Origin of the sequence: Paenibacillus nasutitermitis, from assembly GCF_014641075.1 — a bacterium.
Taxonomy (GTDB): domain Bacteria; phylum Bacillota; class Bacilli; order Paenibacillales; family Paenibacillaceae; genus Paenibacillus_Z; species Paenibacillus_Z nasutitermitis.
Genome location: NZ_BMHP01000001.1, coordinates 212,399 through 238,402, shown reverse-complemented (window position 1 = coordinate 238,402; position 26,004 = coordinate 212,399). Strand labels below are relative to the sequence as shown.

The 26,004-nt window shown below is 49.8% G+C and carries 24 protein-coding genes and 1 other annotated feature; of the genes, 6 read left to right on the top strand and 18 right to left on the bottom strand.

Features of this window, described 5'->3' with window-relative positions:
- Positions 1-171: 171 nt before the first annotated feature.
- The 4 genes from rplT to IEY46_RS01015 all read right to left on the bottom strand — a co-directional run bounded on the left by rplT (position 172) and on the right by IEY46_RS01015 (position 2,887).
- Positions 172-531 (bottom strand): 50S ribosomal protein L20, encoded by a 360-nt coding sequence (gene rplT / locus IEY46_RS01030; protein ID WP_188988298.1) that lies wholly within the window; start codon positions 529-531, stop codon positions 172-174.
- Positions 532-629: 98 nt separating this feature from the next.
- Positions 630-830, bottom strand: a complete 201-nt coding sequence (gene rpmI / locus IEY46_RS01025) for a 50S ribosomal protein L35 (RefSeq protein WP_188988296.1) — start codon at positions 828-830, stop codon at positions 630-632.
- 27 nt (positions 831-857) lie between these two features.
- The gene (infC, locus tag IEY46_RS01020) at positions 858-1,373 is read right to left on the bottom strand and encodes a translation initiation factor IF-3 (protein ID WP_229750188.1); all 516 of its coding nucleotides are present in this window, start codon (positions 1,371-1,373) and stop codon (positions 858-860) included.
- A gap of 34 nt (positions 1,374-1,407) precedes the next feature.
- Positions 1,408-1,568: a sequence feature (ribosomal protein L20 leader region), on the bottom strand.
- 80 nt (positions 1,569-1,648) lie between these two features.
- On the bottom strand, positions 1,649-2,887 hold the full coding sequence (locus tag IEY46_RS01015) for a glycosyltransferase family 2 protein (RefSeq protein ID WP_188988292.1): 1,239 nt from the start codon (positions 2,885-2,887) through the stop codon (positions 1,649-1,651).
- A gap of 689 nt (positions 2,888-3,576) precedes the next feature.
- Here IEY46_RS01015 and IEY46_RS01010 point away from each other — a divergent pair.
- Positions 3,577-4,134, top strand: coding sequence for a phosphatase PAP2 family protein (locus IEY46_RS01010; protein ID WP_188988290.1), 558 nt, complete (start codon positions 3,577-3,579; stop codon positions 4,132-4,134).
- Here the strand turns inward: IEY46_RS01010 and trmB are convergent.
- Together trmB and IEY46_RS01000 are read right to left on the bottom strand one after the other, a co-directional pair.
- Entirely contained in the window at positions 4,053-4,835 is a 783-nt protein-coding gene (gene trmB / locus IEY46_RS01005; RefSeq protein WP_188988288.1) for a tRNA (guanosine(46)-N7)-methyltransferase TrmB, read from the bottom strand. The genes IEY46_RS01010 and trmB overlap by 82 nt on opposite strands.
- A 208-nt stretch (positions 4,836-5,043) precedes the next feature.
- On the bottom strand, positions 5,044-5,241 hold the full coding sequence (locus IEY46_RS01000; protein WP_188988286.1) for a hypothetical protein: 198 nt from the start codon (positions 5,239-5,241) through the stop codon (positions 5,044-5,046).
- A 353-nt stretch (positions 5,242-5,594) separates the two neighbouring features.
- Here IEY46_RS01000 and mnmL point away from each other — a divergent pair, with 353 nt between their 5' ends.
- The 4 genes from mnmL to IEY46_RS00980 all read left to right on the top strand — a co-directional run bounded on the left by mnmL (position 5,595) and on the right by IEY46_RS00980 (position 8,625).
- Positions 5,595-6,560: a tRNA modification radical SAM protein MnmL/YtqA gene (gene mnmL, locus IEY46_RS00995; protein ID WP_188988284.1), complete on the top strand. Its 966-nt coding sequence runs from the start codon at positions 5,595-5,597 to the stop codon at positions 6,558-6,560.
- Positions 6,561-6,567: 7 nt separating this feature from the next.
- On the top strand, positions 6,568-7,161 hold the full coding sequence (gene mnmM / locus IEY46_RS00990) for a tRNA 5-(aminomethyl)-2-thiouridylate-methyltransferase MnmM (protein WP_188988282.1): 594 nt from the start codon (positions 6,568-6,570) through the stop codon (positions 7,159-7,161).
- Between the two features lie 61 nt (positions 7,162-7,222).
- Complete coding sequence (locus tag IEY46_RS00985; RefSeq protein ID WP_188988280.1) at positions 7,223-7,621, top strand: VOC family protein; 399 nt, start codon at positions 7,223-7,225, stop codon at positions 7,619-7,621.
- Positions 7,622-7,656: 35 nt separating this feature from the next.
- Positions 7,657-8,625 (top strand): type I phosphomannose isomerase catalytic subunit, encoded by a 969-nt coding sequence (locus tag IEY46_RS00980; RefSeq protein ID WP_188988278.1) that lies wholly within the window; start codon positions 7,657-7,659, stop codon positions 8,623-8,625.
- Positions 8,626-8,736: 111 nt separating this feature from the next.
- Here the strand turns inward: IEY46_RS00980 and IEY46_RS00975 are convergent, their stop codons facing one another.
- From IEY46_RS00975 to IEY46_RS00925, 11 genes are all read right to left on the bottom strand, one after another.
- Positions 8,737-9,519, bottom strand: coding sequence for a C40 family peptidase (locus IEY46_RS00975; RefSeq protein WP_188988276.1), 783 nt, complete (start codon positions 9,517-9,519; stop codon positions 8,737-8,739).
- Between the two features lie 477 nt (positions 9,520-9,996).
- On the bottom strand, positions 9,997-10,248 hold the full coding sequence (locus IEY46_RS00970) for a KTSC domain-containing protein (RefSeq protein WP_188988274.1): 252 nt from the start codon (positions 10,246-10,248) through the stop codon (positions 9,997-9,999).
- A 296-nt stretch (positions 10,249-10,544) separates the two neighbouring features.
- Positions 10,545-11,441, bottom strand: coding sequence for a cation diffusion facilitator family transporter (locus IEY46_RS00965; RefSeq protein ID WP_308422767.1), 897 nt, complete (start codon positions 11,439-11,441; stop codon positions 10,545-10,547).
- 345 nt (positions 11,442-11,786) lie between these two features.
- Positions 11,787-12,302, bottom strand: a complete 516-nt coding sequence (locus IEY46_RS00960; protein WP_188991552.1) for a zinc ribbon domain-containing protein — start codon at positions 12,300-12,302, stop codon at positions 11,787-11,789.
- Positions 12,303-12,455: 153 nt separating this feature from the next.
- Positions 12,456-13,067: a type 4a pilus biogenesis protein PilO gene (gene pilO / locus IEY46_RS00955; protein ID WP_188988270.1), complete on the bottom strand. Its 612-nt coding sequence runs from the start codon at positions 13,065-13,067 to the stop codon at positions 12,456-12,458.
- Positions 13,051-14,538: a type IV pilus biogenesis protein PilM gene (gene pilM, locus IEY46_RS00950; protein ID WP_188988268.1), complete on the bottom strand. Its 1,488-nt coding sequence runs from the start codon at positions 14,536-14,538 to the stop codon at positions 13,051-13,053. Before pilM ends, pilO begins: the two co-directional genes overlap by 17 nt.
- Positions 14,539-14,554: 16 nt before the next feature.
- The gene (locus IEY46_RS00945; RefSeq protein WP_188988266.1) at positions 14,555-15,313 is read right to left on the bottom strand and encodes a prepilin peptidase; all 759 of its coding nucleotides are present in this window, start codon (positions 15,311-15,313) and stop codon (positions 14,555-14,557) included.
- A 78-nt stretch (positions 15,314-15,391) separates the two neighbouring features.
- Positions 15,392-15,880 (bottom strand): type II secretion system protein, encoded by a 489-nt coding sequence (locus tag IEY46_RS00940; protein ID WP_188991550.1) that lies wholly within the window; start codon positions 15,878-15,880, stop codon positions 15,392-15,394.
- A 147-nt stretch (positions 15,881-16,027) separates the two neighbouring features.
- Positions 16,028-17,236: a type II secretion system F family protein gene (locus tag IEY46_RS00935; protein WP_188988264.1), complete on the bottom strand. Its 1,209-nt coding sequence runs from the start codon at positions 17,234-17,236 to the stop codon at positions 16,028-16,030.
- Positions 17,236-18,264: a type IV pilus twitching motility protein PilT gene (locus IEY46_RS00930; protein WP_188991548.1), complete on the bottom strand. Its 1,029-nt coding sequence runs from the start codon at positions 18,262-18,264 to the stop codon at positions 17,236-17,238. Before IEY46_RS00930 ends, IEY46_RS00935 begins: the two co-directional genes overlap by 1 nt.
- A gap of 36 nt (positions 18,265-18,300) precedes the next feature.
- Entirely contained in the window at positions 18,301-19,971 is a 1,671-nt protein-coding gene (locus tag IEY46_RS00925) for a GspE/PulE family protein (RefSeq protein ID WP_188988262.1), read from the bottom strand.
- A gap of 320 nt (positions 19,972-20,291) precedes the next feature.
- Between IEY46_RS00925 and IEY46_RS00920 the strand changes: the two genes are divergently transcribed.
- Complete coding sequence (locus IEY46_RS00920) at positions 20,292-25,325, top strand: DUF5057 domain-containing protein (protein WP_188988260.1); 5,034 nt, start codon at positions 20,292-20,294, stop codon at positions 25,323-25,325.
- A gap of 175 nt (positions 25,326-25,500) precedes the next feature.
- On the opposite strand, the gene IEY46_RS00915 is transcribed toward IEY46_RS00920, so the two are convergent.
- A complete protein-coding gene (locus tag IEY46_RS00915) occupies positions 25,501-25,932 on the bottom strand; it encodes an NUDIX hydrolase (protein WP_188988258.1) in 432 nt (143 codons plus the stop codon).
- Positions 25,933-26,004 lie beyond the last annotated feature (72 nt).

The following is a 26,004-nucleotide window of genomic DNA, read 5'->3' as shown; positions in this document are numbered from 1 at the left end:
TAGGCTGACTGCGGTCTCAATAAAAAAAGAAGACGCCTTTTGCGGCATCCTCATTGTACCTGTCTCTATAGATATTTAAAGTACATGGAAACTTTATGAAAGCCATGAAATAAGAAAAAAAGCCCTTCCGCACACGGATGGCTCTTTTTGTAACACTTCTATATGCAAATGCTAGGCATTTACTTTCTCTTTTGCGATACCTGCAAGCGAGTTGAACGCATTAATGTCATTGACCGCAAGGTCAGCAAGCATTTTGCGGTTCACTTCCACGCCGGCTTGCTTCAAGCCGAACATGAATTTGCTGTAGGACAGGCCGTTCAAACGAGCTGCTGCATTGATACGAACGATCCACAGTCTGCGGAAATCGCGTTTGTTGCGGCGACGGTCGCGGTATGCGTAAATCAGCGATTTCATTACTTGCTCTTTCGCTGTTTTAAACAGGCGATGCTTGGAACCGAAATAGCCTTTAGCCAGCTTCAAAATCCGTTTACGACGACGTGCGCGGACGAATCCGCCTTTAACTCTTGCCATGAATAGAAACCTCCCGAATGTTGGTTATGCTTATGTTTGCTGCTATGAGGATGCCAAAAAGTCCATGTTCATGAATTTTTTGAATCCGCGTTTATGTGCTATTTCAAATTTCCAAGGCCTTGCTTCAAGCGGCGAACATCGCCTGCAGCCATCAGCGGCTGTGTTGCCAATACGCGCTTTTGACGAGCGGACTTGCCGGAGAGCAAATGATTGCGGAACGCTTTGAAGCGTTTAACTTTACCGGTACCGGTAATTTTGAAGCGGTCTTTCAGACTGCTGTGTGTTTTCATTTTAGGCATGTGGTGATCCTCCTCATTGATTATGCGTTAGTTGGTTGTTTTGGGCGCCAATATCATGATCATGCTGCGGCCTTCCAGCTTCGGCATACGTTCCATGACACACAGATCGGCAACTTCCTTCGCCAGCCGGTCAAGAATCTTCTGACCAACGGATGCATGCGTAATTTCACGGCCGCGGAAGCGGACGGAACATTTCACTTTATCGCCTTCACCCAGAAATTTCACTACATTGCGGAATTTAGTCTGGTAATCGTTCTCGTCGATGTTGGCACGGAACCATACTTCTTTGGTATCCACAATCTTCTGGTTCTTGCGGGCTTCCTTCTCTTTCTTCTGCGTTTCATAGCGGAACTTGCCATAATCCATGATGCGGCATACTGGCGGTTTCGCCGTAGGTGCAATGTTCACAAGATCAAGGTTTGCATCGATTGCCATCTGCAACGCTTCACGAAATAATTTAATTCCGATTTGTTCGCCATCCGCACCTACTACACGTACTTCGCGGGCTCGAATCTCATCGTTGATTTGATGTTCCCTGCTAATAGCCTGCCACCTCCAAATTTTGCGAATCGTTGAAGCAAAATAAAAAATGCGGATCCGCACGGACCCGCATTCCATTAACCAAGATTGTAGGCATTCAATCATCGCCTTAAACGGCGAAGCCTATTTCAATCATCGATCGCGAACCAGCCGGCCGACTGCCGAACAGGTGAGAAGCGGGTGCTTCTGCTTTTGCGTTAACGCGATACATGCCTGCGTCACCAAATTAATATATCATGTCTATCGCTTTGATGTCAACTATCAAATTGGGACACGACTTATATCTGCTTGCTTTGCACTTCTTCCAGCCGAAGCACCCGTGTATGCTGGGTATGGCTCCACTGTTTGTTGTTTTGCGTAAAGAAGGCATAGAACGTAATCGGCAGCCATGAAAGCTGGAATACGATCATGGACAACAAGTGCGCATACATCTTGCCGGATTTGATTCCTTCGAGCAACATGACCAGCGGGAACATAACCGCAGTCAGCGAAATGGCAACGATCGGCAGCCAGAGCGGCAGATAAAAATAAATCGAAGTAAAAGCATTTTGGGCGGGAATAATATTATCAATCCAAAGGATCGCCGTCGCCACGAAACCGATAAAGGTACTGTACACGGATATGGAGTAAAGTGCGGCGTCGAATTTGACGAAATTGCGTTCCTTGATGCTTGCCCAGAGCAGCGGGAAGAAATAATGCCGGGCCACGGTAAAATGCCCCTGCATCCAGCGCAAGCGCTGACGCGATGAAGCCTTGAACGTAAGCGGCTTCTCATCGTAAACTTTGGCATCGTAATTTAGTACCGGATGTATGCCGCGTTTTACGCAGCGCATGGAGAATTCCAAATCCTCCACCAGACTTGTCGCACCCCAGCCCATTTCTTTCAAGAGGCCGGCTTCAAAACACATCCCCGTGCCGCCAAGGAAGTTGGCCATATTCAGATTGCGGCGCGAAAGCTGCCACAAACGGTTGCAATACCAGTAGGTAATCGCATAAGAAGCAGTAACCCAGGAATCGGACGGATTCTTCGTATCCAGGTAACCTTGTATCACCTGCTTGCCTTCGCAAAGATCATTGTTCATGTGGAGCAGGAAGTCATTGCCGACCAGATTGTCGGCGTCGAACATGACGATGGCATCGTATTGCCGCTGCATGCCCCAAAGCTCCTTCAGCATCCACTCGATCGCGTGACCCTTGCCGCGCAAATGCGGGTTCTGGCGCTCGCATGCATGTACGCCATAGCTGCGTGCAATTTCAGCCGTGCCGTCCGTGCAGTTGTCGCAAATGACAAAAATATCGTAAAGTTCTTTCGGATAATCAAGATTTTTAAGGTTTTCGATTAATGCGCCCACAACCTGCTCCTCATTATGGGCTGCGACGAGCACGGCAAATGATTTTTGTGGTTTGTGCTGCAGATGCCTTCTTTTGCGAACGATTCCGAACAGCGAAATGGTGAATTGATAAACACCGACGAACGCCAAAAAGATTTGGAAAAAAATTAAAAGTGAATTGACCATAACCATTACTGCCCCCTTGAGACCCCATTTTTCATATTCTCTCTGGTTTTGGTGCGTGTGTTGATTCATCGATGCGGTTCTATTTGTTTGTTTTCCGCAGCCATAATGATTTTCCACACTAATTTCCTTTTTGTCAAAAGCGTAAATGTCCTTTTTTCGGTCCTTTTAGCTTAGAAAAAGGCTTACATGGTCCTTCCAGCAAGCTTAAACCCTGTTTTTCTGATGCTACACCCTTTTTTTCATGCATTTTACGAAAAAATCATAATCGTTCGCCTAACTACTTAACGAAAAAACGGATGTAAAAGTTTCATCAACCAAGCTGGCATTGTGACGGAATGATGAACTTGATGGAAACGGATCCTCATTATTCCAATCCTTGAGGGGCAGATTCCATTCCAGAACTTCTATCTCCATAACATCTTAACCATCCTATGCCGATTGTAAAACGGAAAATTTCGGTCAAATTACTTTTAAATCCGGCATTTCATGCAAAATAGGCGCTTTCTCAACAGAAAACGCCTGCTATCGGGCACAATCGGCTGCAACTCCAGCCCCACGCAATTCGTATATCCTATATGTGGTTAAATAGGTATTAACAAATTTCTTGATTGATACTGTACATACAATTTCATTGTAAACTGTAATAGATGCAGATTTTCGACTCCATTGAAAAAAAGGAGGTATGCTCGATGAGCCGGGTCGTTTCTTGGCTGCAATCCAATGAGCGGCGGATCTTTATGTGGGTGAACCGCGGACCTTCCCATCGGGGGTTAAAAAGATGGCTGGGAAGATGGCTGAATACCATTACGCATACAGGCGGAGCCACATTTACACTGAGCAGTGCGCTTCTTTGCGCACTGCTCGCGCCTGACCCTTGGCGAACCGCAGGGTGGCAAGCTACAGCCGCCGTCGCAATCAGCCATATTCCGGTCGCGGTCGTGAAGCGGAAATTCAGGCGGCTGAGACCGCATCAGGCTTTGCCTAAAGTCAATACGGTTCTAAAGCCCTTGTGTGATTCTTCCTTTCCTTCCGGGCACACGACTGCGATATTCGCCTGGCTGATCCCCTGGCTGGCAGCAGACGCCGCCCTGCTGCCTCTGCTGCTGCCGGCCGCTCTCATCCTTGGCATATCCGTGGCATGGTCGCGAATGTATCTGGGGCTGCATTATCCTTCGGATGTGGTGGCAGGCGCCGTATTGGGCTCGGCAACCTCAATGCTTGTCTGCACTACCTGGTCCTTCAATTGAGCATGCCGCTTGGTTTCGCGATGCTCAGCAAGCGAGTTTTTGCCTATGATGGCCTCCAACCGGTAAATCGGATTGCCGCGATCGACAAACTTGGCTTCATATTCCGTCAGGACAAGGTCATCGCGCAATCCGTCCTTATGCAGGTTCAAAGAAATATTGCGCATAGGAAGCTCCATATCCGCAAAGCTGTTCAGTGAAAATTCAAAAAGGGACTCGGAATCCGTTTTAAAGTGAATTTCTCCCCATTCATTAAGAATTTCGATATATTTCGCTACAAAACGCGAGTGGGTCAATCTTCTGCGTGCATGTTTGCTTTTCGGCCAGGGATCGCTGAAATTCAAATGAATGCGCTGGATTTCCCCTGGTGCGAAGATCTCTTCAATGGTCTCGATATTCGCGAGCACGAGCGCCAGGTTGCATGGATTCTCTTCGCTTGTTTCCGCCCAGGCGACACGTGCCTTGTCGCTTGCACGGCGAATCAGTTCATCATACATATCGATGCCGATATAATTGATATCGGGATTGCGGACGCTCATATCGGTAATAAACCGGCCCTTCCCCATGCCAAGCTCCACATAAATGGGATGGTCGTTGCCGAATAGTTCATGCCAGCGTCCTTTATGAGGCTGCGCCTCAAGAACCACCAGTTCCGGCTGCGCTTCCAAGCTTTCGCGTATTCCTTTTCTTCCTCTAAGACGCATAGTTGTTTCATTCCTCCAATATCTCATTAGCCCTTGTCCGTCCTTATTGTGCCAAAGCAACGGCACGCTTGTAAAGAGCAGAGAGCGACCAGGAATCAACCGAGGTCCAAAAAAAACGCGGCTAAAAAACAAAAAGCCGCTGGCGTCATAAACGCCGCCCGGCTTTATTGAAAAATGATAATCAAAGTTTTAAGTGGACTATGGGGATTTAATTAATGATCTGACGCGGCTGAACATTGTCGGATTCATACGTTTCCACCAAAGCTTCGTTTAGTTTTTTGCGTGCGGAAACTTCAATATTGTGATTGCCATGAAAACGAATGCCAGCCAAAGCCATCATTTCTTTGCGGGTTAATTGAACGGTAATCTTCTCATCCCCTTGGGGAATTTTCACTTGCGTATTCATCCAGAATCACCTCACGGTTTTAGTCAATACGATTTCCAGAAAACCGACAAGCTATGACAAGTGATTGTAGTGAGGATAAAATTAATGAAAATGTTGATTTTCCGCACTTTTAATATAACACTATATGTAAGGTACAGCAAGCTTTTTCAGTGAAATTCCACTGTTTTATTTCCAGCCAGCGAAGAGTTCCCGCCACCGGCAAACACGGGATGTTTATTCAATAACGGTTGCGGCGTAGCGTTCCGCTGAAAATTTCGATACAATTGGGGGAGTAAGCCATGACGGCTTGCAGGTGCTGTTCCCTAATGAAAAGAATGAATGAACAGCCTCTGCAGGCATGAGGAGAACAAAAAATGCAAGCTATCAAGCAGATTGACACTACCGCCGCCAAACCAACATTGTGGGCGGACAAACGGTTCCATACCTGGAACTATGAAATGCGCGGACAATTCGGAGGCAAGGTGTTTAAGGTCATGCTGGATGCAGGCTTCACCTGCCCCAACCGCGACGGCTCCATCGCTGCCGGCGGCTGCACCTTCTGCAGCGCACGCGGCTCGGGGGATTTTGCCGGCAGCCGCCGGAATGATCTGGTTACGCAGTTCAATACCATTCGGGACCTGCAGCATCAGAAATGGCCCGATGCCCGTTATATCGGTTATTTTCAGGCCTACACCAATACCTACGCTCCTGTCGAAGAGCTTCGCGAATATTATGAAGCAATTCTTTGCCAGCCTGGAGTCGTCGGTTTGTCGATTGCAACTCGTCCGGATTGCCTTCCCGACGATGTCGTAGACTATCTGGCGGAGCTGAATGAACGAACCTATCTGTGGGTTGAAATGGGCCTCCAGACGGTTCATGAGTCCACCTCTGCACTGATCAACCGCGCCCATGATACGGCATGCTATCTGGATGCCGTCCAACGTTTGCGGAAACGCGGCATACGGGTATGCGCACATATCATTTACGGTCTGCCCCAGGAAACGCATGAGATGATGCTGGATACGGGCAGGGCTGTCGCCGCTATGGATGTACAGGGCATCAAGATCCACCTGCTTCATTTGATGCGCAAGACACCTATGGTCCGCCAGTATGAAGCCGGCCTGCTGCGTTTTCTCGATCAGGATGAATATATTGGTTTGATCGCGGATACGCTGGAGTTTCTTCCCCCCCAGATGATTGTTCATCGTCTGACCGGCGATGCGCCGCGCGATCTGCTTATCGGCCCCATGTGGAGCCTGAAGAAATGGGAAGTGCTCAACGCGATCGACCAGGAGCTCAGCCGCCGAAATACATGGCAGGGCCGGTTGTGGGAGGCATAGAAGGAGAATGGGATTTCTATCTGTGCTTGGCATGGCTCACAAGCTGGTTGCCGAGCGCCTCTCTCCCGGCGATACGGCCATTGACGGAACATGCGGCAACGGCAATGATACTTTGTTTCTTGCCGAACGTACCGGCCGGCGCGGATGTGTGTACGCCTTTGATATTCAGGAGCAGGCACTTAAGCGCACCCGTCAGCGTCTGGCGTCGGTTCCTCATGAACGGCTCCCGGAGCTCCATCTGATCCATGGGAGCCATGCCGGAATGGCTGCATATATCGGGCAGGCTCACCGGAACAGGCTGGCCGCGGTCATGTTTAACCTGGGCTATCTTCCAGGTCCCGGCGCGGATGCGTCGATCATTACCGAAACGTCATCCACACTTGCCGCTCTGGAGGCATCGCTTGACTTGCTTCGGACCGGCGGTATCCTTACTGTAGTCCTCTATCCCGGCCACCCGGGAGGAGACAGCGAAGCGGCCGCAGTGGAAGAATGGGCAGCTGAACTGCCTTCCGTTGAGGGACAAGCCGTTCTTTACCGGATGCCGCAAAAACCGGCGGCCCCTTTTCTGCTTGCGGTGGAGAAGAAGACCAGCCGGACCTGAATGTCTTCTGATCCTTCGGTTCTTATAATAAAGCGGTTCTATAATAAGGAGGCCCACCACTATGGCAGTACGAAAATTGGAGCATGTCGGAATTATGGTTCAAGACCTTGACCGTTCCATCCCTTTTTATACGGAAGTTGTCGGATTGAAGCATTTGTACACTATGACCCATACCAACGGAGTTATCCGCCTAGCCTTCCTTGCGGGAGCTGACGCTCATGAATCCGAGCTTGAGCTGGTCGAAGGCTATGACGGGGAGCTGGCCGCTGAAGGCCGGACCCACCATACAGCGTTTACCGTCGATGATGTCGAAGCGGAATTTGTCCGTATCAGGGCGCTAGGTGTTCCGCTTAAAGACACCGAAATCACGACACTGCCAAATGGGGCCCGCTACTTTTTCTTTTATGGCCCTGATGGCGAGTTTCTTGAGATGTTCCAGCCAGCCCCTGCTTCCAAATAAACACCCTGCACTTATATAGATAAGGAGAGATTCGATTGACACAAGCATATCCACTGCAATTTAAAGCTGAAATGAAAGAACGTATCTGGGGAGGCCGCGCTCTGGAGCAGTTTGGATTGGAACTTCCGGAAGGCGTAATTGGAGAGGGGTGGATGATCGGCGATCACCCTAACGGTACAACCAAAGTGATGAACGGCGAGCTGGTCGGTCTGGGACTTGACAACATTAGGGAACAATATGGCCGTGAATTTTTTGGAACCAGGGGATTTTCCGAGCGTAACGGCAGATTCCCGCTGCTGATCAAGCTTCTGGACTGTAACGATGATTTGTCGATTCAGGTACATCCCACGGATGATTATGAAGGCCTTCCCGAGGGCGAGCTTGGTAAAACGGAAATGTGGTATATTCTCGAAGCCAAGCCGGGGGCAAAAATCATCTATGGCCTAAAGGAAGGCGTTGACCGCGCAGCGCTGGCTGAGGCTATCGAACACGGCAAGGTCATGGATTGCCTTCAGGAAGTGCCCGTGCAAGCTGGCGACGCCTTCTATATACCGGCCGGAACTGTCCATGCGTTATGCGCAGGCGTCGTTGTCGCCGAAATTCAGCAGAATTCCGATACGACCTACCGGGTATTTGACTATAACCGCCCTGGCCTTGACGGCCAGCTCCGCGAGCTTCATATTGAAGATTCGCTGAATGTTATCGCTTATGAGGGCGCTGGCGCAACCCGCATGAAGACAGACCAGGCTCAGCCTAATGAATGGCTGCAAATTGCCCGCTCCCCTTATTTTATTGTTGAAAAAGGACTGGTCCGCGCACCGTGGAAGCTCGCCACTACTCCGGAGAGCTTCGTTATTCTGGTTATTGCTGAAGGTAACGGACAGATCAGCTGGAATGGCGGTAAGCAGGCGGTCAAAGCCGGAGAATGTTTCCTTCTCCCGGCCAGCCTCGGAAACTATGAACTGGACGGTGAGATGACGGTCCTGCGCAGCGTTGCCCCTTAATTTTCGGAAGCGGAAGGCGCTGCCACACTCATTCAATCATGAATAGAACCAGGAAACCCCGTTATAACAGAGCTTCTGTTATAACGGGGTTTCCTTCTTTTATTGCCGCTATTATAATGCACTTCCGCCGAACAGGAAGCGATGCTCCCAATGCTTGCCTGCAATATTATCGGTTCGGACTCCGCCCGATGCTTTGGAATAGGTATGCAGAATTTGGCCGTTGCCCAGATAAATGCCCACATGCGTAATGGTAGCAGTCGATTTATTGACCCCTGAATAGGATGAGGCGGAGGTTCCTTTATAGGACATGAAGAACATCAGATCCCCGCGTTTAAGCTGCTGCCAGCTTGTTTTAACGCCGCCCTTTTGTTTGACGTAATTCCCCTGCTGCCGGGAATCCGCCGGTATAGTGAGATTGAGCGCGTCTTTAAACGCGGTCCGCACAAAATCGGAACAGTCAAAGGTTCTCGTCGTGTTCCGGTTGGAGCCGTACTCATAAGGGGTCCCCAAGTACTTCATACCTGCAGAAATGACTTTCTCAACCTGCTGGGATGGGCTTCCGTTACTGGAATTGCCCGGCGCTGCAGGCTTTCCTGACAGATTTATGTATCGTGAGTTCGAGCTGACATATCCGGTCACTCCCCGTGAATCCCGAACATTATACCAGTAAGCATTCGGCTGGCTGATCACGGATACGACTTCTCCCCTGCTCATATAGCGCATACGCGGGGCACTTGTCGATGGTCCTTGGCGAAAGGAGACAGAGGAAACAATCGTTCCGCCTGCAGAGCTTGCCTGGACGGCGTTGTCCGCGGGTGCCGCCATCGCGGTAAAAGGTGCTGCCAATAATAAAATTGAAATAAGGGTCAAAATCATAGTTGTAAACTTCTTCATTCCAGTATGACCTCCATTTTTTAGTCTGGACAGGTTGATCCATGCATTCCATTGCAATCATCGCGAGTGCAAGTCCTTTTGCCGGTCTCCTTCCTGTTTTGTCCATTCGGACCAATCACGCCCTTTACATTGTACGGTCGGCTTCTTTCATCCATAAATCATACTTACGGCTTAATTTACCATGGAATAGATAGGATATAGGTATTATGTAAGCGTTATCATACAAAAGCAAAAAACACCCCTTAAAGGGATGCCTATGCTTCAAAGGCTTTGGTAAATCTTGCTTCCAGGACAATCATCATCCATTTACTAGGGGTCCCAGAGCAAGTACTTTAGCCCTAGATATGGAAGGTCTCCGGCATGGCCAGGTAATTGTTTCCAAGTACAGCGTCATGATTCATATGGGGGGCAATTTTCGTAAAATAACAGGATAGTCATTAAATATTTTTCATAATGGATTTATCTGTATTCTACGATTTATATATTCTGCCAGGTATCGGCGTTCATCGATTGCCATTCCACACGGAAGCTCGTCAATTCATGCCCTTTCTGCGTGATGTTCATTAGTGTGTCGTAGCGGTTGGTCGCTTCAATAATAGCTTGAAATTCAAATTTGTTTATGGAAGGAAACGCGATAATTTCACCGGTATGATAATAGACATGCAGCACGGATTCATTTTCGTTATACGAGCAGTAAGCAATTTGTTTGGATTCCACTGGCAAAAGCATAATAACGCCTCCTTTTTTATTGAACCGCTCCAATAAGCCGCCTTGTATCCTTTCGCAACATGATCTATGGAAAATTGACCTCCAAACAACAAAGCATAAGCCCTTATAGGCTTTTACCTCTTCTTACCCAAATCCAGGGAAAACAGAACACTTTTTCTTGTGAATCGACCAAAAAAGTCCGTTAGATGGCTATTCTATGAGCATTGCAGCCGATTTTAGAATAAAAAATGCAAAAAAAATAGCGCTGTCTGGGACACCGCCGGTTTATTTTTTTGGAAAAAGCCGTCTCACTTCATTCAAGAACCGGGCTGGGTTAATTCTTCCAACCCTAGCGGCTCTACATGGACATGGACACTCATGATGTTGTGTTTGCGTTCCATCCGCCGTTCGATTTCATCGCTGATCCGATGGCTCTCCAGAAGAGTAAGGTCCGGATCAACCTGGACGACGACATCAATCAACACATTGCTGCCGTGAATGCGCGCTCTGATATCCTTAATCGAACGTACACCCTGCGTGCCTTCAATCGTTCCGCGCAGCGAGTGAAGCTCTTTCTCGTTGAAACCATCTGTAAGGGCATGTGTGGAACTATAAAAAATTTCCCAGGCTGTTTTGCAAATAATGAATCCTACTGCAAGCGCCGCAACCGGATCCAGCCACGGCAGTCCGAATTGTGCGCCTATAATGCCAACCGCCGCTCCAATACTGACCAGGGCATCTGACAAATTATCTTTGGCCGCCGCCATCAAAGCCTGATTATTAATCCGCACGGCCAGCCTCCGGTTATAGATATAAACCACGAACATGACCGCACTTGCCGCAAGCGCAATCCAGGCCGAGAATAGAGCGGGCGCAGTCCGGTGGTCGGCAAACAACGATTTGCAAGCGTCGATCAGTACCTGAATGCCTACGGTCGCCATAATAAAGGACGCGATCAGCGCCGCAATCGTTTCCGCCCGGAAATGGCCGTAAGGATGGTCCTCATCCGGGGGTTTTTGTGATATACGAAGCCCGATCAGCACTGCAGCCGAGGCGATAATATCCGTCAGGTTATTGAAGCCGTCCGCAACGAGAGCTGCCGATACAAACCCGTAACCGGCTGCCAGCTTGGCCGCTGACAATATCACATAAGCGCCAATGCTGACCCAAGCTCCTTTTTCGCCTTGCCTGATCTCTTGATACTGGTTTGCCAAGGCCCAGCACCCCTTCCTATGCAAACCGTCCATCGAATATACGGCCTATCATGCTGAATTTTTATTCATCAGTCATATCTGTCAAGATATGTGCCTTAACAGTTTACTTGATAGCCAGCATGTGGGTCTAGAGAAACAGTGTTGGCGATGGGTTTACTTTTATGCCATAGCGCAACTTGTTTGAGCGCCTCCAAAACAACCCTCGGCGGGCCAAAGGAAAAGACTGGCAGCATCTAGCATAACCGTTCCATCAGACAAAAAAACATGACATGCCAAAAAAGCCTTCATATGCATGGTGCATGCACTGAAAGCCGCTTTGCCAAACTATACAGGATTTACAAAAATTTATCTTTCGGGTTCTCCGTCCATCAATTCCAGATTCTGGGGATCCTGTCCGGACAGCTTGTTCCCGCAGGTCAGACAATGCTTGCTGCTCAAATCATTCTCCGTCAAACAATGACTGCAGATGACACGTATTTCGCCTATGGTGTTCTCGGGTCTTGGTTCTTCCGGGAAACCCGTGCCGCATCCGGGACAGAAACGTGTATCCAGCGGAACAACGATACTGCAGGTAGGGCAGGTTTTCTCAAACCGGATATTCTTGATCCGTTCATCCAGGAAATCAATCTCCTGATTCAGGCCATCCACCTTCTGGCAGTGGCTGACCACCTCTTCCTCCGAGGCAGCGATATTCCCTTCGCGATGGGAAGCATAGATGGCGGTTCCAATCAGATAAAATAATTTATCCTTTTCTTTCTCTTTACTGGAAATTTGTGATTTGAGTTTGGTAATCTCAACCGTTTGCTGCGCTTTTTTGGCAGCGTCGCTGGCGCCTTGCTTCATTTTATCGAAAAATGACATGGCCATCGTCTCCCTCGTTTCGTCAAAATTCTGTCTTATGATCCTTTTTATATTACCACAGGACCCTATTTCAAGCTATGTTCGTATGTTTAAAAACAGACCCCTTGCCGCAAATGGCAAGCAGGTCCGCCGGTTATCCGCCTCGGGGTCGGACTATTTCATAAACGGTAGCTGCTGTTCATCAACCAGATCCTTATAAGAAGGGTCATAATAGGCCGTAAAGGATAAGTTGACCGTTATCATAGCGGCATTGTTCTGGAAAGCATCCGGCTTGGTAATCTCCAGATTGTCTACTTTGATCAGCCGGGGCAAAGCCTCAAGACGGCTTATATAAGTCAAAATATCGGCATAGCTCCCTTTAATGGACGAAGAGATCTTCAATTCCCTGACCGCCGACATGACATCCTGCTGCGCGGAAGTCTCATTGTCAACGCCAGAATCAGCTGCAAAAGCAAGCGATACATTCTGAACCCGGGTCGTTTTTCCGATTTGCTCCAGATCCATCAACATTTGCTCTGTATTATCCCATAGCGGGAGTGCGGCCTGAACCGTTTCCTGCGAGTATTTGGATTCGCTCGATTTCTTCTCATCCAGCTTTTTCTGGAGCAGACGGGTTTGACTCTCCAGCCTGGCAATGACGTCCTGCTGATCGGATACTTGCCGGGTCTTGGGAAGAAGCATATAGATATAAACCGCCAATAGAACCAGGAACATCAGGGCAACAAGCAGCAAGGCGAGCTTACGATTCTTATTCAGCTGTTCCATTGCTTTCCCCTTCCCTGACCGTTTCTTTCAAAGAAATGATGTAGGTTGCGGTGTATTGATCCGCTCTGAATGTTGATTGTTCGATGCTTTGAAGAAAAGTATTTTGCGTCAGTCCGCCCTGCCGCAAATCGAGCAAATAGCGCGAAGCATCCTGCATACTCTTAAAGCTTGCCGTCATGGTCATCTGCCCTTCGGCCGAGTAGGTGAGACTGCGGATCAGTCCCTGGCCTGGCAGCTTGTCTTCAAGCAGGCGAATATACACAACCGGATCCTTCTTCTGGCTGCTCAGGCGTTCGATGAGCTCCAGCGGATTGGACTTGGCACCGTCCGCACCGGATTGTCCGGCGATTAGTCCGTGCTCCAGAAGAACCAGATTATCCTCCAGCTCCAGAATCTGCCTGTCATAGCTGGCCGCGTCCGATTTGGCATTCATATAGAGATAACCGATCAGCGCAAGCCCGACCACCCATAATACCAGGCTTGCAACCATTACATAAGGAAGCTGCCTGGCTTCCATGTCTACGCGTGGAAGCAGATTGATACCGGCACCTTTCTCCGCAGGAATCGATAATCCGGCGGCAATCAGATAGGCTTCGTCTTCCCCCGGCCCCAGAACGGCCTCGCTTTGTTTCCCGCGGATCTCCACATCCGGTAGAGATTGACGAAGTGTTTCAAGAAGCCTCGTTTTGCTTTCTCCGGCACCCGTGACGACTGCCGTGGTAATTCGTGTGCTGCCCTCATGGAGACCGAACTGATAGAAATTGAGCATCCGGGAAATTTCCGCAGAACATTCGGCGAGCTGGAGATCGGACAAGCCTGCTTCCCCGTATTCGCTGCTCTCCAGAAAATTTATAACCCGGATGAATACCGGATTGCCGTCATGAAACATATGAATTTCCAGGGAGGTATCGTCTATATGGACCAGCATGGTTTCAGTCAGCGGCTGATCCGGTTTCGGGTAAATAGCGCGGGCTAGCGCCGTTGACACGATTTCGGCTCCGCTCACTCGGATGCCCGCTTCCTTCAGAACCTCTGCGCAGATTTCGATAGGCTTGCGCGGAGCGGCAAAAACAAGCACCTGCGTGCTGTCTTCGTTTTTGTCTAATTTGAGATAATCATAGACTGGATCCTCGAAGGGCAAATGAAGGGAGGTTTCGACTTCAAGCTCCACCAGCTGGCGTACTTCACGATCAAGGACAGTCGGAATGCTCATTTTGCGGACGATAATTTGCGAGGTGGGAACCGCCAGGACAGCTATAGAGCCGGCTAGCCCCTCCTGTTTGGCCCACTGCTTGAGCGCGCTCTGAAGCTCATTCACTTGCATAATCTGGTCATTGACAATCGTCCCCTCCGGCAGGGGAAGCATGCCGCTGCTCTCCAGCTCCCAGGTTTTTCTCCTGCGCATCACCGCATACCGGACGCCGGATTGATCGATCGTCAAACCGACTCTTTTGGCGTTTATCTTAAACATTTATTATCACATCCTGCTAGGCAATTATGGAGAGATATCCGTTAATCAGTGCCGTGCCGTACCCATAAGCGATTATCGTGCCTGCCGCCAGAAACGGGCCAAACGGAATCGGTTGTTTTCGTTTCACTAGTCCAAGGAACAGCAGACTCCCGCCAACCAGCGTACCGAGCAGGCAAGCCAGCATCAGGGCGAGCAGAATATGCGGAAAGCCGACCACCAGCCCGCACAGGGCAAACAGCTTGGCGTCTCCCATTCCCATTCCTCCACGCGACAACAGGATAATCAGGACAATAACTCCCCCGCCGGCGACTGCTCCCAGAAGGTATTGCCATAAAGGCTGACCGCCGGGTGCCAGGAGGCGAACGATAACAAAGAAAGGGAGAAAGGCAAGCAGAACCTTATTCGGAATCAGCATATATTTCAGGTCAGACACGGAAATGATGACCGCCAAACTGACGAGAAGCAGCCCAAGCGGCGCTTCCTCGCCAAATCCGAAACGCAAATAAAGCCAAACAAAAAGCAAACCGGCTGCAAGCTCTCCAAGCGGATACAGCGCGGAGACCTCCGCCCCGCAGCGGCGGCACCGGCCCTGGCTGAGCAGATAGCTCAGCACTGGAACCAGATCTCTGGCGCCAAGCCGGCTGCCGCAGGCTGTGCAGCTTGATGGCGGATGCATAATCGATTTCCCGGCAGGCACTCGCAGACCGACCACATTAAAAAACGATCCGCAGGCCAGACCGAGCACAAATACATAAATCGTAATGGCGATTGTCATTGGATTAGACCGCTTTCCGAAATATTAGGAAAAGGAACCGAGGCTTAACCCGGTTCCTTCTATGAATGAAACAGAAAATTATGGTGAAGTAGGAGCAACATTGTTTGTAATTACATCACCCTCACCTTTTAATACTTCTGAACCTTTATAGAATGTAGTTTTATCTGTTCCTGTTACTATTTTTACATATAATAATTCACCAGTCGCCAGGAATTTAACTTCACCGCCGGTTATTGGCTCTTTGCTGCTAGGAAGTACAATATTAGGCTCCAGATAACCACCTTCCTGCAATCCGGTGACAGCGCCCTGAGTTTTTATCGGAACAGTTAATCCACCTGACTCTTTAAATTCACCATTTTTTTCAGCAGTTACGAATATACGGGTTGCGTCATAGATTTGTCGAGCAGTCGCAAAATCAGATTTTGTTTTAGATTTACTGATGACATTACTGATCAACGGAATCGCAATAGCCGCAATAACACCCAAAATAACAATAACGGCCAATAACTCAATCAAGGTAAACCCTTTTTCACTTTTTTTCACTCGTTTCAATGCTGTTGCAATCATAATAATTCCTCCTAAAACTCTTTTTTGTTTCTTTTTGACTGCATATACAATCAATCAGACGGCATATTGCCTCTCTTTTTTCACCTCCTCTTATTCATGTACCCCTCCACATCCAAATTCACAGCAAGCATGCGGTCTTCCCGATTATTAACCCATCTGTCCGTAAAGACTGAACATCGGCAGCATGATCGCCGCTACGATTAGTCCGACAATACCTGCCAGGAATACAAGCAGAATCGGCTCTATCAAGGATTTGAGACGGTCAACGGTGTTCTCGACATCCCTTTCGTAGAAATCCGCAACTTTGGACAGCATCTGATCCAGCGCGCCTGTTTCCTCACCGATGGCAATCATCTGTGTCACCAGGGGTGGGAATACCCAGGCTTTCTTTAGCGGATCGGACAGCGGATTTCCCTGCCGGAGCGAATCAGCAGATTTGCGGATAAAGCCACCGACCACTTTGTTGCCGACCACCTCCTCCACAATGCTCAGCGACTGCAGCATCGGTACGGAGCTGGCGTACAGCGAGGAAAGCGTCCGGGTCATCTGGGCAATGGAGCCTTTCTGCTTCAGCTTGCCGAATACCGGTATCTTCAATTTGGCGTAATCGATCCAGTAAGCTCCCTTTTCGCTGCGTCTGGCGATTTGATAGCTGGCTATCATTGCGATCAGGACAAGCAGCCAGATATACCACTGATGCTGGACGCTGCTGCTCATCGCCATAACGACCTTCGTGATGAGCGGTAGCTCCGCGTTCATGGAATCGAACATCTGCACAAACTGAGGCACGACCGAGCTAAGCAAATAAACAACAGCGGCAATGGCGATCAAGCCGACTACGACCGGGTAGGTGAGCGCGGATTTGATTTTCTCCCGCGTCATATGCTGTTTTTCGAAGAAGGTGGCCAACCGCTCCAAAGTCCCTTCAAGATCGCCGGATTCCTCCCCTGCCCGTACCATGCTGATGAACATGGAAGGAAAAATCCGCTTATGCTCCGATACGGCCTGGGAAAACGCACTGCCGCGAAGCAGACTCGAATGCACATCATGCAAAGCTTTCTTGAGCGCCTTGCTTTCCGTCTGCGCAGTCAAAATGCTGGCAGCATCGACAATGGATACACCCGCGCGGATAAGTGTGGCGAACTGACGGCAGAAAATAATAAAATGTTCCATTTTGACCGGATTGCCGATATAAATATCCATCGACATTACCGTCGTCCGGTGCTCCTCCAGCGAGAGCACGATTAATCCGCGTTTGCGCAGCAGCTCCGCAGCAGCCGCTTTGTCCATGGATGTCAATATGCCCTTGAGCTGCTTGCCGCTCGCGCTCTTGACATGATAAGCAAACTGAGCCATCAGAAGCCTCCTTCCGCGAGATAGGCTTTGGCTGCTACAGGATCGACGGTCCCCTGCATCAGCAGCTCCTTGATGCTGGCATCCAGCGTGTGCATGCCGTGAGCCCTGCCTGTCTGCATGACACTCTTGATCTGATGAATTTTCTCTGTCCGGATCAGATTGGCGACTGCCGGTGTATTCATCATAATTTCTGTTGCGCATGCTCTGCCCTGCCCGTTCACCCTTGGCAGCAGCCGCTGGGAGATGACAGCAAGCAGCACCGCCGCCAGCTGGGCCCGGATCTGACCCTGCTGATGGCTCGGAAACGCGTCGATAATCCGGTCAATCGTCTGGGGGGCGTCCGTTGTATGCAAAGTGGCCAATACAAGATGTCCGGTCTCCGCTGCGGTAACAGCAGCGGACATGGTCTCCTGGTCTCGTAACTCGCCGACGAGAATGACGTCCGGATCCTGACGAAGTGCCGCCCGCAGACCGCTCGAGAAGCTTAACGTATCGCTGCCCACCTCACGCTGCTCCACTACGGAGGAGAGATGGGGATGCAGAAATTCGATCGGATCCTCCAGTGTCACAATATGCTTCTTCTGTTTGCGGTTGATATAATCGATCATCGCCGCAAGCGTAGAGGATTTGCCGCTCCCCGTTGGGCCAGTCACCAGAACAAGACCCTGATGCCTGCCTGTCAGAGAAGCGATGACCGGCGGCATCTGCAGCTGCGCAAGTGTCGGGATCACGCTAGGGATCGTGCGGGCCGCAATGCTCACCCTGCCTCGCTGGAGAAAGGCATTGATCCGGTAACGGGAGCAGCCATCCAGCTCATAAGAGAAATCCAGCTCCCCCGCCTGTTCAAATCGGGCCTTCTGCTCTTCACTTAGCAGCGACATGGCCATGCTCCGCGATTGGACAGATGTAATCGGCTCACCGCCGGCAGACCGGAGCTCGCCGTGAACGCGCATGACAGGCGGCGATCCCACCGAAATATGCAGGTCCGATGCATGATGCTCATGCGCCGTGCGCAGCAGTTCTCTCATGTGCTCCAATTCGTTATCCACAGCTATTACACTCCCTTATCCTTCATGCACTACCGTCTCGCGCAGCACTTCCTGCAGGCTTGTGATTCCCCGCGCCGCTTTGTCCAGACCGTCATCCATGAGAAATACTAGTCCATCACGCAGAGCGGCGGCTCTCATCTCCTGCACGGAAGCTTCTTCACCGATCAGCTTCCGAAGCGTATCGTTAACGCCGAGCACCTCATGGATCGCCACCCGTCCACGGTAACCGGACTTGTTGCAGCTGCCACAGCCACCGCCGCGGTAAAGCTTGTCCGTCTGCACGCCATGGTTATGGAGGAATATCACTTCCTGTCCGCTTGGCTCATAGGCCTCCCTGCAGTCCGGGCATACCCGGCGGACCAGGCGCTGGGCCACAACACCAATCAGAGAGGATGCGATCAGGTAAGGCGCGACCCCCATATCCCGGAACCGGGTTACCGTACTGACGGAATCATTCGTATGCAAGGTAGAGAGAACCAAATGACCTGTCAGCGAAGCTCTGATCGCGATCTCCGCCGTTTCTCCGTCCCGGATTTCCCCTACCATGACAATGTTGGGATCCTGGCGAAGGATAGACCTCAGACCGGCGGCAAACGTAAGACCAATCGCCGGATTGACATGAACCTGATTAATCCCTTCCAACTGATACTCCACCGGATCCTCGACAGTAATAATGTTCTCGCTCTCCCGATTGAGATGGCTCAGCGCGGAATAGAGCGTTGTTGTCTTGCCGCTTCCGGTGGGACCGGTAATCAATATAATCCCGTAAGGAACCTCGATCATCCGTTTGAAGGCCTCATAGTTGCGTGGACTGAGATCGAGCTGGTCGATGGCTTTGACGCCGACGCTCAGATCGAGAATCCGCAGTACGATCTTCTCGCCATGAATGGTAGGCAGGGAGGAGACGCGGATATCGACGGTCTTGAAATCGACCTGCATTTTCATGCGCCCATCCTGCGGAAGGCGGCGTTCCGCAATATTCAGTTTGGCCATGATTTTCAGACGAGCAGTAATAAAACCCTGCATCTGCTTGGGAATGAGGCGCTCCGTGCGCAGAACGCCGTCCAGCCGGTAGCGTATCGCCACAGTGCCCTCGCCCGGATCCACATGGATATCGGAAACCTGAAGCTGGACAGCCTGCTGGATCATCTGATTGACCAGGCGGACTACAGGCGAGTCTTCATCCGTAATTTCCGTTTCGCGAAAATCCTCATAGGATGGCAGATCGGTCATAATTTGGCTCATAGAGTCCTGGAGGCCGTAATGACGGGCAATCGCCCGCTGCAATTCATCCTTGCTGGAGATCGCCGGCTCAATCCGGAACCCCGTGCTCATCCGCAGCTCTTCAATAGCGAAATAATCGAGCGGGTCCGCCATCGCCACCATGAGCTTCCCGCCTTCCTTCTGGACGGGAATGGCCTGGTAACGTCGAGCCAGGCTTTCGGGAATGATTTGGGTCAGAGACGGGTCGATCTGATATTTAAAAAGACTGATATGGGGTATTCCAAGCTGAAACTCCAATACCTCGATCAACTGCTGCTCGGTTATGTAGCCCTGGGTAATTAATAAATCGCCCAGCTTCTGCTTGGTTTTGCTTTGTTCCTGAAGGGCCTCCTTGAGCTGCTCGTCCGATATAACTTGGCTCTCTACCAGCAAATCGCCCAACCTTTTTTTGACGGTGCTCACGGCAAGCCACTCCTTTCTCTATCGAAACAACTATTGAAATATTACATATATAGTCATATAGACCTACATATTTATAAATACTCTTAATACTTTTAAAAAATATCCGAAAAAATATCCTATATTGTGGAATTTGGTGTTAAACAAGTATACACTGATGTCGATATATAAGACAATAATTCTTTTTATACATGTGAAATATAATATGTTTTTCTATCATTTTCTGAGTGTAATAGAGCAACCGAAAATATTAGTTCTTTTGGATTATATTAATGATTGAAAAATACATAGCTAAACAGCTGATTCCGAGGAGAGAAAACAACATGATAATGTGGGCAAAAAAAGGAATTCTAGCGTTTATTGTCGTATGTCTGTCTGTATCGCTATCCATAGTTCCCGCTTCTGAAAGAAACATCGCGAATGCGCTCGGAGAACTGTCGACAGTTTCCGTCAAATCCGTGAATAATAGTCGTTTTGTATCAAACGATTCAGGCGCGCTGACGGCCAGTAAAACAAGCGTCAGCAATTTGCAGCAGAGGTTCGATCTCATTCCCCTTGCTTCCAATCAAGTGGCGCTGCGCTCGAAAGCCAATTCCAAGTATTTGACACTCACAAGCACCAGCAGCAAGCTGATTGCAGCTACGGCCTCATCCGTTGGGGCTTCGGAAACCTTCACATTGGTGACCAATTCGGATCAGACGATTTCATTGAAAGCTTCCAATGGACTTTACGTCAGCGCTGCAAATACGACAAACGCTTCCCTGCTGGCCAACAGCGCCACCTTTTCCGGCTCTGCGACTAAATTCATGACCTCTGTCAGCATTACCCGAATATTGGAGATCACCGATACCGGAGCCTCTGATTTGCAAGGCGTTCTCGGTCCCCAGGGCCATATGTCCATCGAGTCGATAAGCATGAAACGTTTTGTTGCGCTGCGCGGAGAGCTCGACGGGCGCTACGATGCCATCTACATCGGCAAAGGCCAATACAATCCACAGGCACTCGGCGAACTTACAACGGACAGCGCAAGAAACAGCGCCCATGATACCAAGAGCATAATGAATGACATCACAACGCTGAAAGCAAACGAGATTATTGATTCATATATCAACAAAGGGCAGCTGGTTATCATCTACAGCGATGCCTCCAGCAAGAGCGGTCTGCTCTATCAGGGCAAATCGGCCACGCAGCCTGTCCGCGCCAAGCTATATAATGCTTTTGTCAAATACAGCGCAGGGTCATCGCGCAATAATGTCATCTTTATTAATCAGGCGGGGCTCACCGGCTTGCGCGCGACTCTGGCTTCGGATAACAACAGCCGTATCCTGAACCAGCGTCCCGAACTTGTTATGAAGGAAAGTCCGGTCGACTATACAGTCAACCAGAGTTACCTGAACGAAACCGGCGACACGCTTATCTATAAATTTGAGATTCCAAATGCCCATACATTCACTGCCGGCAATCTCACAGCCAACCTGTACATTGGCGTGGATCAGGTGCTGAAATTTTCAGCGGACCAGATTGTTGCCTCAACGACCTTGTCCGGCGCATCAGGCGAGATTGCTTTCCAATTGCCGAAGGGATATTCCGGCCTGCATTATTGGAAGCTGGAAATTGTCGACCAGGCAAGCAAGCTCAAAGACTCCGCTTCCGGAGTCATCCGGTTCCACGACGAAGTGACAGCTGTACGGGTGCTCCAGGTTACACCTAATAATGACTTGAACAGCAGCCTGAAGAAAGGTTCCAATTTGACGCAATCTTATTTGCGCTCGGCCGATGAATATACGATTGATATTGATGTTATGAACTTCGATACCTTTAATAGTTCCGGATACAAGGATTTGAACGGCAAATACGATATGCTCATCTTCGGTTTCCGGGATTCCTACAACAGCTCTGCGGGTATTAACGATGCCGCTGCGCAGGCGGTCAACCGATTTATAGATACCGGACAAAGCGTCATGTTCACGCATGATACGGTCTACCTCTCAAGCGGCCAGACCACCAACAAATGGGTGCAATATTTTCAGGCGACTACGGGGCAAATCGCCCCCCGTACCAATATCGGCCTGAACGCGCCCAAGACTTCGACCGAAACAGTTAAAATTAATGACGGACTGCTGACCCAATTCCCTTTTGATATCAGCAGCTCCGCCACCAAAGTCGCCACCACTCATAACCAGTACTATACCCTGAATCTGGAAGACGACAACGTAGTCTCCTGGTATAACATCAGCGGCGGAACACGCGATCCTGACGACAGCTGGAACCATTATTACACCTATTCCAAGGGAAATGTTACGTATTCCGGCAGCGGCCATATCTTCACCGGTGGCTCTCAGAACGATGCTTTTCCCGATTGGGAGGAGCGGTTATTCGTCAATACGATGTACCGTGCCTTTATTGGCTCCAACCATGCTCCTAATGTGACGGTATATACGCCTGCTGCCTACACGCAGCAGCAGGATAATTTCATTCCGAGCTATCACGATATCTCGCTCAGCTTTATGCCGGAGGATCTGGATCTGCTGGACCGTAAATTATCGGTCATTGTGAATTTCAAATACAATAACCAGACCTACAAAAAATACGAATCCTTAAGCGCCCAATCCGGAGTAAGCATTAACGAGACCTTTACAAATCCGCTGCCTGACGGCGGGGACATGATTATTGAGATTATCGTCACGGATAAGAACGGCGCCAGAACTGTCAAGGAAATACCGGTGAAAGTGAAGACCGTTTCCTCCAACCTTCAGGTCAGCCGTGCAGCCAGCGGCATCTCCGCCCGAAATCTGGTGGAGCGAAACGCCCCCATAACGATCACCTATACGGCTGTGCCGAAGCCGATTGCAAAGTCTTCTATGGATTCGGGCGGGGAGTTGGTAATCAAAGATATTTCATTCCAGGAGAAGCTGCCGGCCAATTTGGAGATAACCGGACTGCCAGGATCGGTTACCCGAACTGGCACACTGGCATCCGGCTACACGTTGAACGGTTCTTTCAGTAATATCGTCTATGCCCTGGATGCAAGCGGGCAGTTCTATCAGGCGCCACCGTTAACCTTCACGGTCACAGCCAAAGCAGCAGCGACGGGTAATTTCACGCTTAACGAAGCCAATCTGACCTATAAGGATGTCGGGCAGTCCATAGCGTTACGGCTGCCCTATAACTCGCTTTCATTCGCATCCTATATCAAGTTGACTGGCCTGCGGATCAATGATGCTGTCATTACTGTCGATGATCCTACGACAACGGACGATGATGTCAAGCTGCTGCCAGAATTCGAGCCCAGGGATGCGACCAGGAACTTCACCTGGTCCTCAAGCGACCCTTCCATTGTCAAAGTCAACGACAACGGAACCTTGACGGGCATGAGGCCCGGTCGCGCCCGGATTACAGTAACGGATTCCTACAGCGGCTTGAGCGCAGTCTCCAATATAACCGTGATTCAGAGCGGGCTGACGCTATCGGGACCGACCAAAGTGGTCGTTGGTGGCGTTATTCCCATAACGGCGCTTTTAGCCAAAGCCTCCAATGAAGATATCGATGCAGGAGGCCTGGTCTGGACGGTCTCTTCTGTGTCAGGCTCTGGTGAAGCTCAGATGACATCCACAACTGGAAGCAGCGGAAACTGGACCGGGCAGCTTAAAGGCGTTGAGCCCGGCAGCATTCAGGTCAAAGGGGAGGTCACTGTTCAGTATCGGGGCACAACATCCATCAAAACCTATTCCAAAACCATGGATGCCCGCGTACTCGGCAAGCCATCCATAGAAGGAAGCTCCCGTATCATGGTCGGAAGCAGCGCCCCCATGACCTTGCAATGGCCTGATGGAGAGCCGGATTCGTATACAGTGGCCTGGAGCGTGGGGCAGGCCGAAGGGGCATTCGCCGGAGTTTCCTCCACTGGAACGGTAACGGGCAAAAAGAAGGGATCCGTTCAAGTAGCCGCCACGATCGTGACCGATACCGGCTATTCGTTCACCGTCACCAGGGAAATTGACATTGTTAATCCTTCTCTTCAAATTACCGGTCCGGCAAACGTAGGAACCGGGGATGAAATTAACCTTCAAGCCGCCTGGACGGATGCAGGACGAGCGCTAGGAACGGTCGTCTGGACCAGCTCGGATCCCGCCAAAGCCTTCCTGTCCGGAGGAAACAGCAGCACCCAGAAGCTTCAAGGCAAGCAAGCGGGGACTGTAACCGTAACGGCAGCGGCAGCGCTGGATAATGGCGAAATCATTACAGCCACCTATGAGGTAACGGTTGTAAGCCGAATTGCAAGCATTAGCGGCCCCGATTTTATTCATAAGGATAATTCATCGTCATTCCAGCTTGTCTGGAATGGAGGCGCACCTGCGATCAAATCCGTGGTTTGGGAGCAGCCATCAAGTTTCGCATCGGTAATTAGCAAAAACGATTCCGGCATAACGCTCAAAGCGGTATCGCCGGGTGTCCTGACACTCAAGGCGGTAATCACGACGAATACCGGTTATGTATTTACCGTCGCGAAATCAGTTGCAATCGATTCCCTTCAGCTATCGGCAGCAGATACTTTCATCATAGGCGAGAATCCCAAGCCGGAAGTCACCGCGTGGTGGTCGGGCAAGGTGGGGCTGCCGGCCAGTATGAGCGACAAGGTGATTTGGAACTGGACGCTTGGCAGTGACATCGCCTCGTGCGTCTTCGAAGGCTCGTCCTGCTCCCTGGCGGCATCCAAAAAAGGAACCGCAGATATTCAGGCGAAAGTGAAATGGAATGACGAGATTATCGCAAGCGTCGGGAAGCCGATCTATATCGTCAGTCCTCCTGTCCTGAAAAGCGATAAGAACCGTATAGCCAAAGGCGCCAGTACCATGCTCGGCCTCTTCTGGCCGGATGGTCTGGAGCATATTCCTGCAGATTTCACAGTCGTCTGGTCGCAAGTGGCCGCAGGCGCCACATTAACGAATGGGAGTTCCATATCCGAACATATACTGACTGGAGATGATTCAAGCGGCGATTATGAGGTCACGGCTACGATCACCACCGCCTCTGGCTTCAGCATCCCTGTTTCCACAACAGTATCGGTTATTGATGTGAGCGCACCCGGCAAGCAGACGGTCGGGGTTAACCAATCGATGGAGCTGAAGGAACTGATCACGATCAAGCCGGACCATTTCAGCGGTGAAATCAAAAATACCATGGTTTGGACAAGCGGCAATGAGGCCATCGTCAGGGTAGACCGGAATACGGGTAGATTAACCGGCGTAAAGGGCGGAACAAGCAAAATCACCGTTCAATACAAGCTTGATCCTGCCGATCCGGTATATCTGTCCAAAATCATTCCCGTCAGTGTGACGGATGGGGACCGCTATTAATCCGCTTATAGAATAAGCCGAAAGACCCGGCGCATCCCTTTTTGGATATGCCGGGCTTTTTCTTTTCAGTAGGCTTAAGCTTCCATGTATCTAAGTCATCTTAGCTGAAGTATACTATTGATTTATACAAACAGAATACCGCCTTTACAGAAAAGGCGGTTAACTGGGAACCTTTTTATTGTTGTGCGAGAATTTCATCAGTCAGAAAATATTTGCTCATCTTCACTTGCTCAATCATATGCCCAATATTACCCTCACCCGCAAATAAGGTCATATCAAAAAAGTCTTGATTCAAATCTGACCAGTATAAGTCATTTTCATCACCTGATACAACTACATCACATTTCAATTTGCCAACATAGACTTCAACATAGCAACGTTGAACATAGTATTTGAAATCCATTAGGTGATGTAAGGTGATGTTTTCTTTAGAAATATTTGTTTCTTCAAAAAGCTCTCTGTAAGCAGCTTCCAATCCTGCTTCACCAATATCAATTTTACCGCCAACCAGATTACTTAATCCTTTATAAGGGTTCTTTAATCGTTTGCACATCAGCAACCGGTCCATATCTTTATTGTATATCATAAGAACATTATATCCTTGCATACTCTCGTCCCCTTATTTTGGAAATATTGGCTTTACAATTTTCGACGATGTTGCTAATTTATCCTGCTCTTT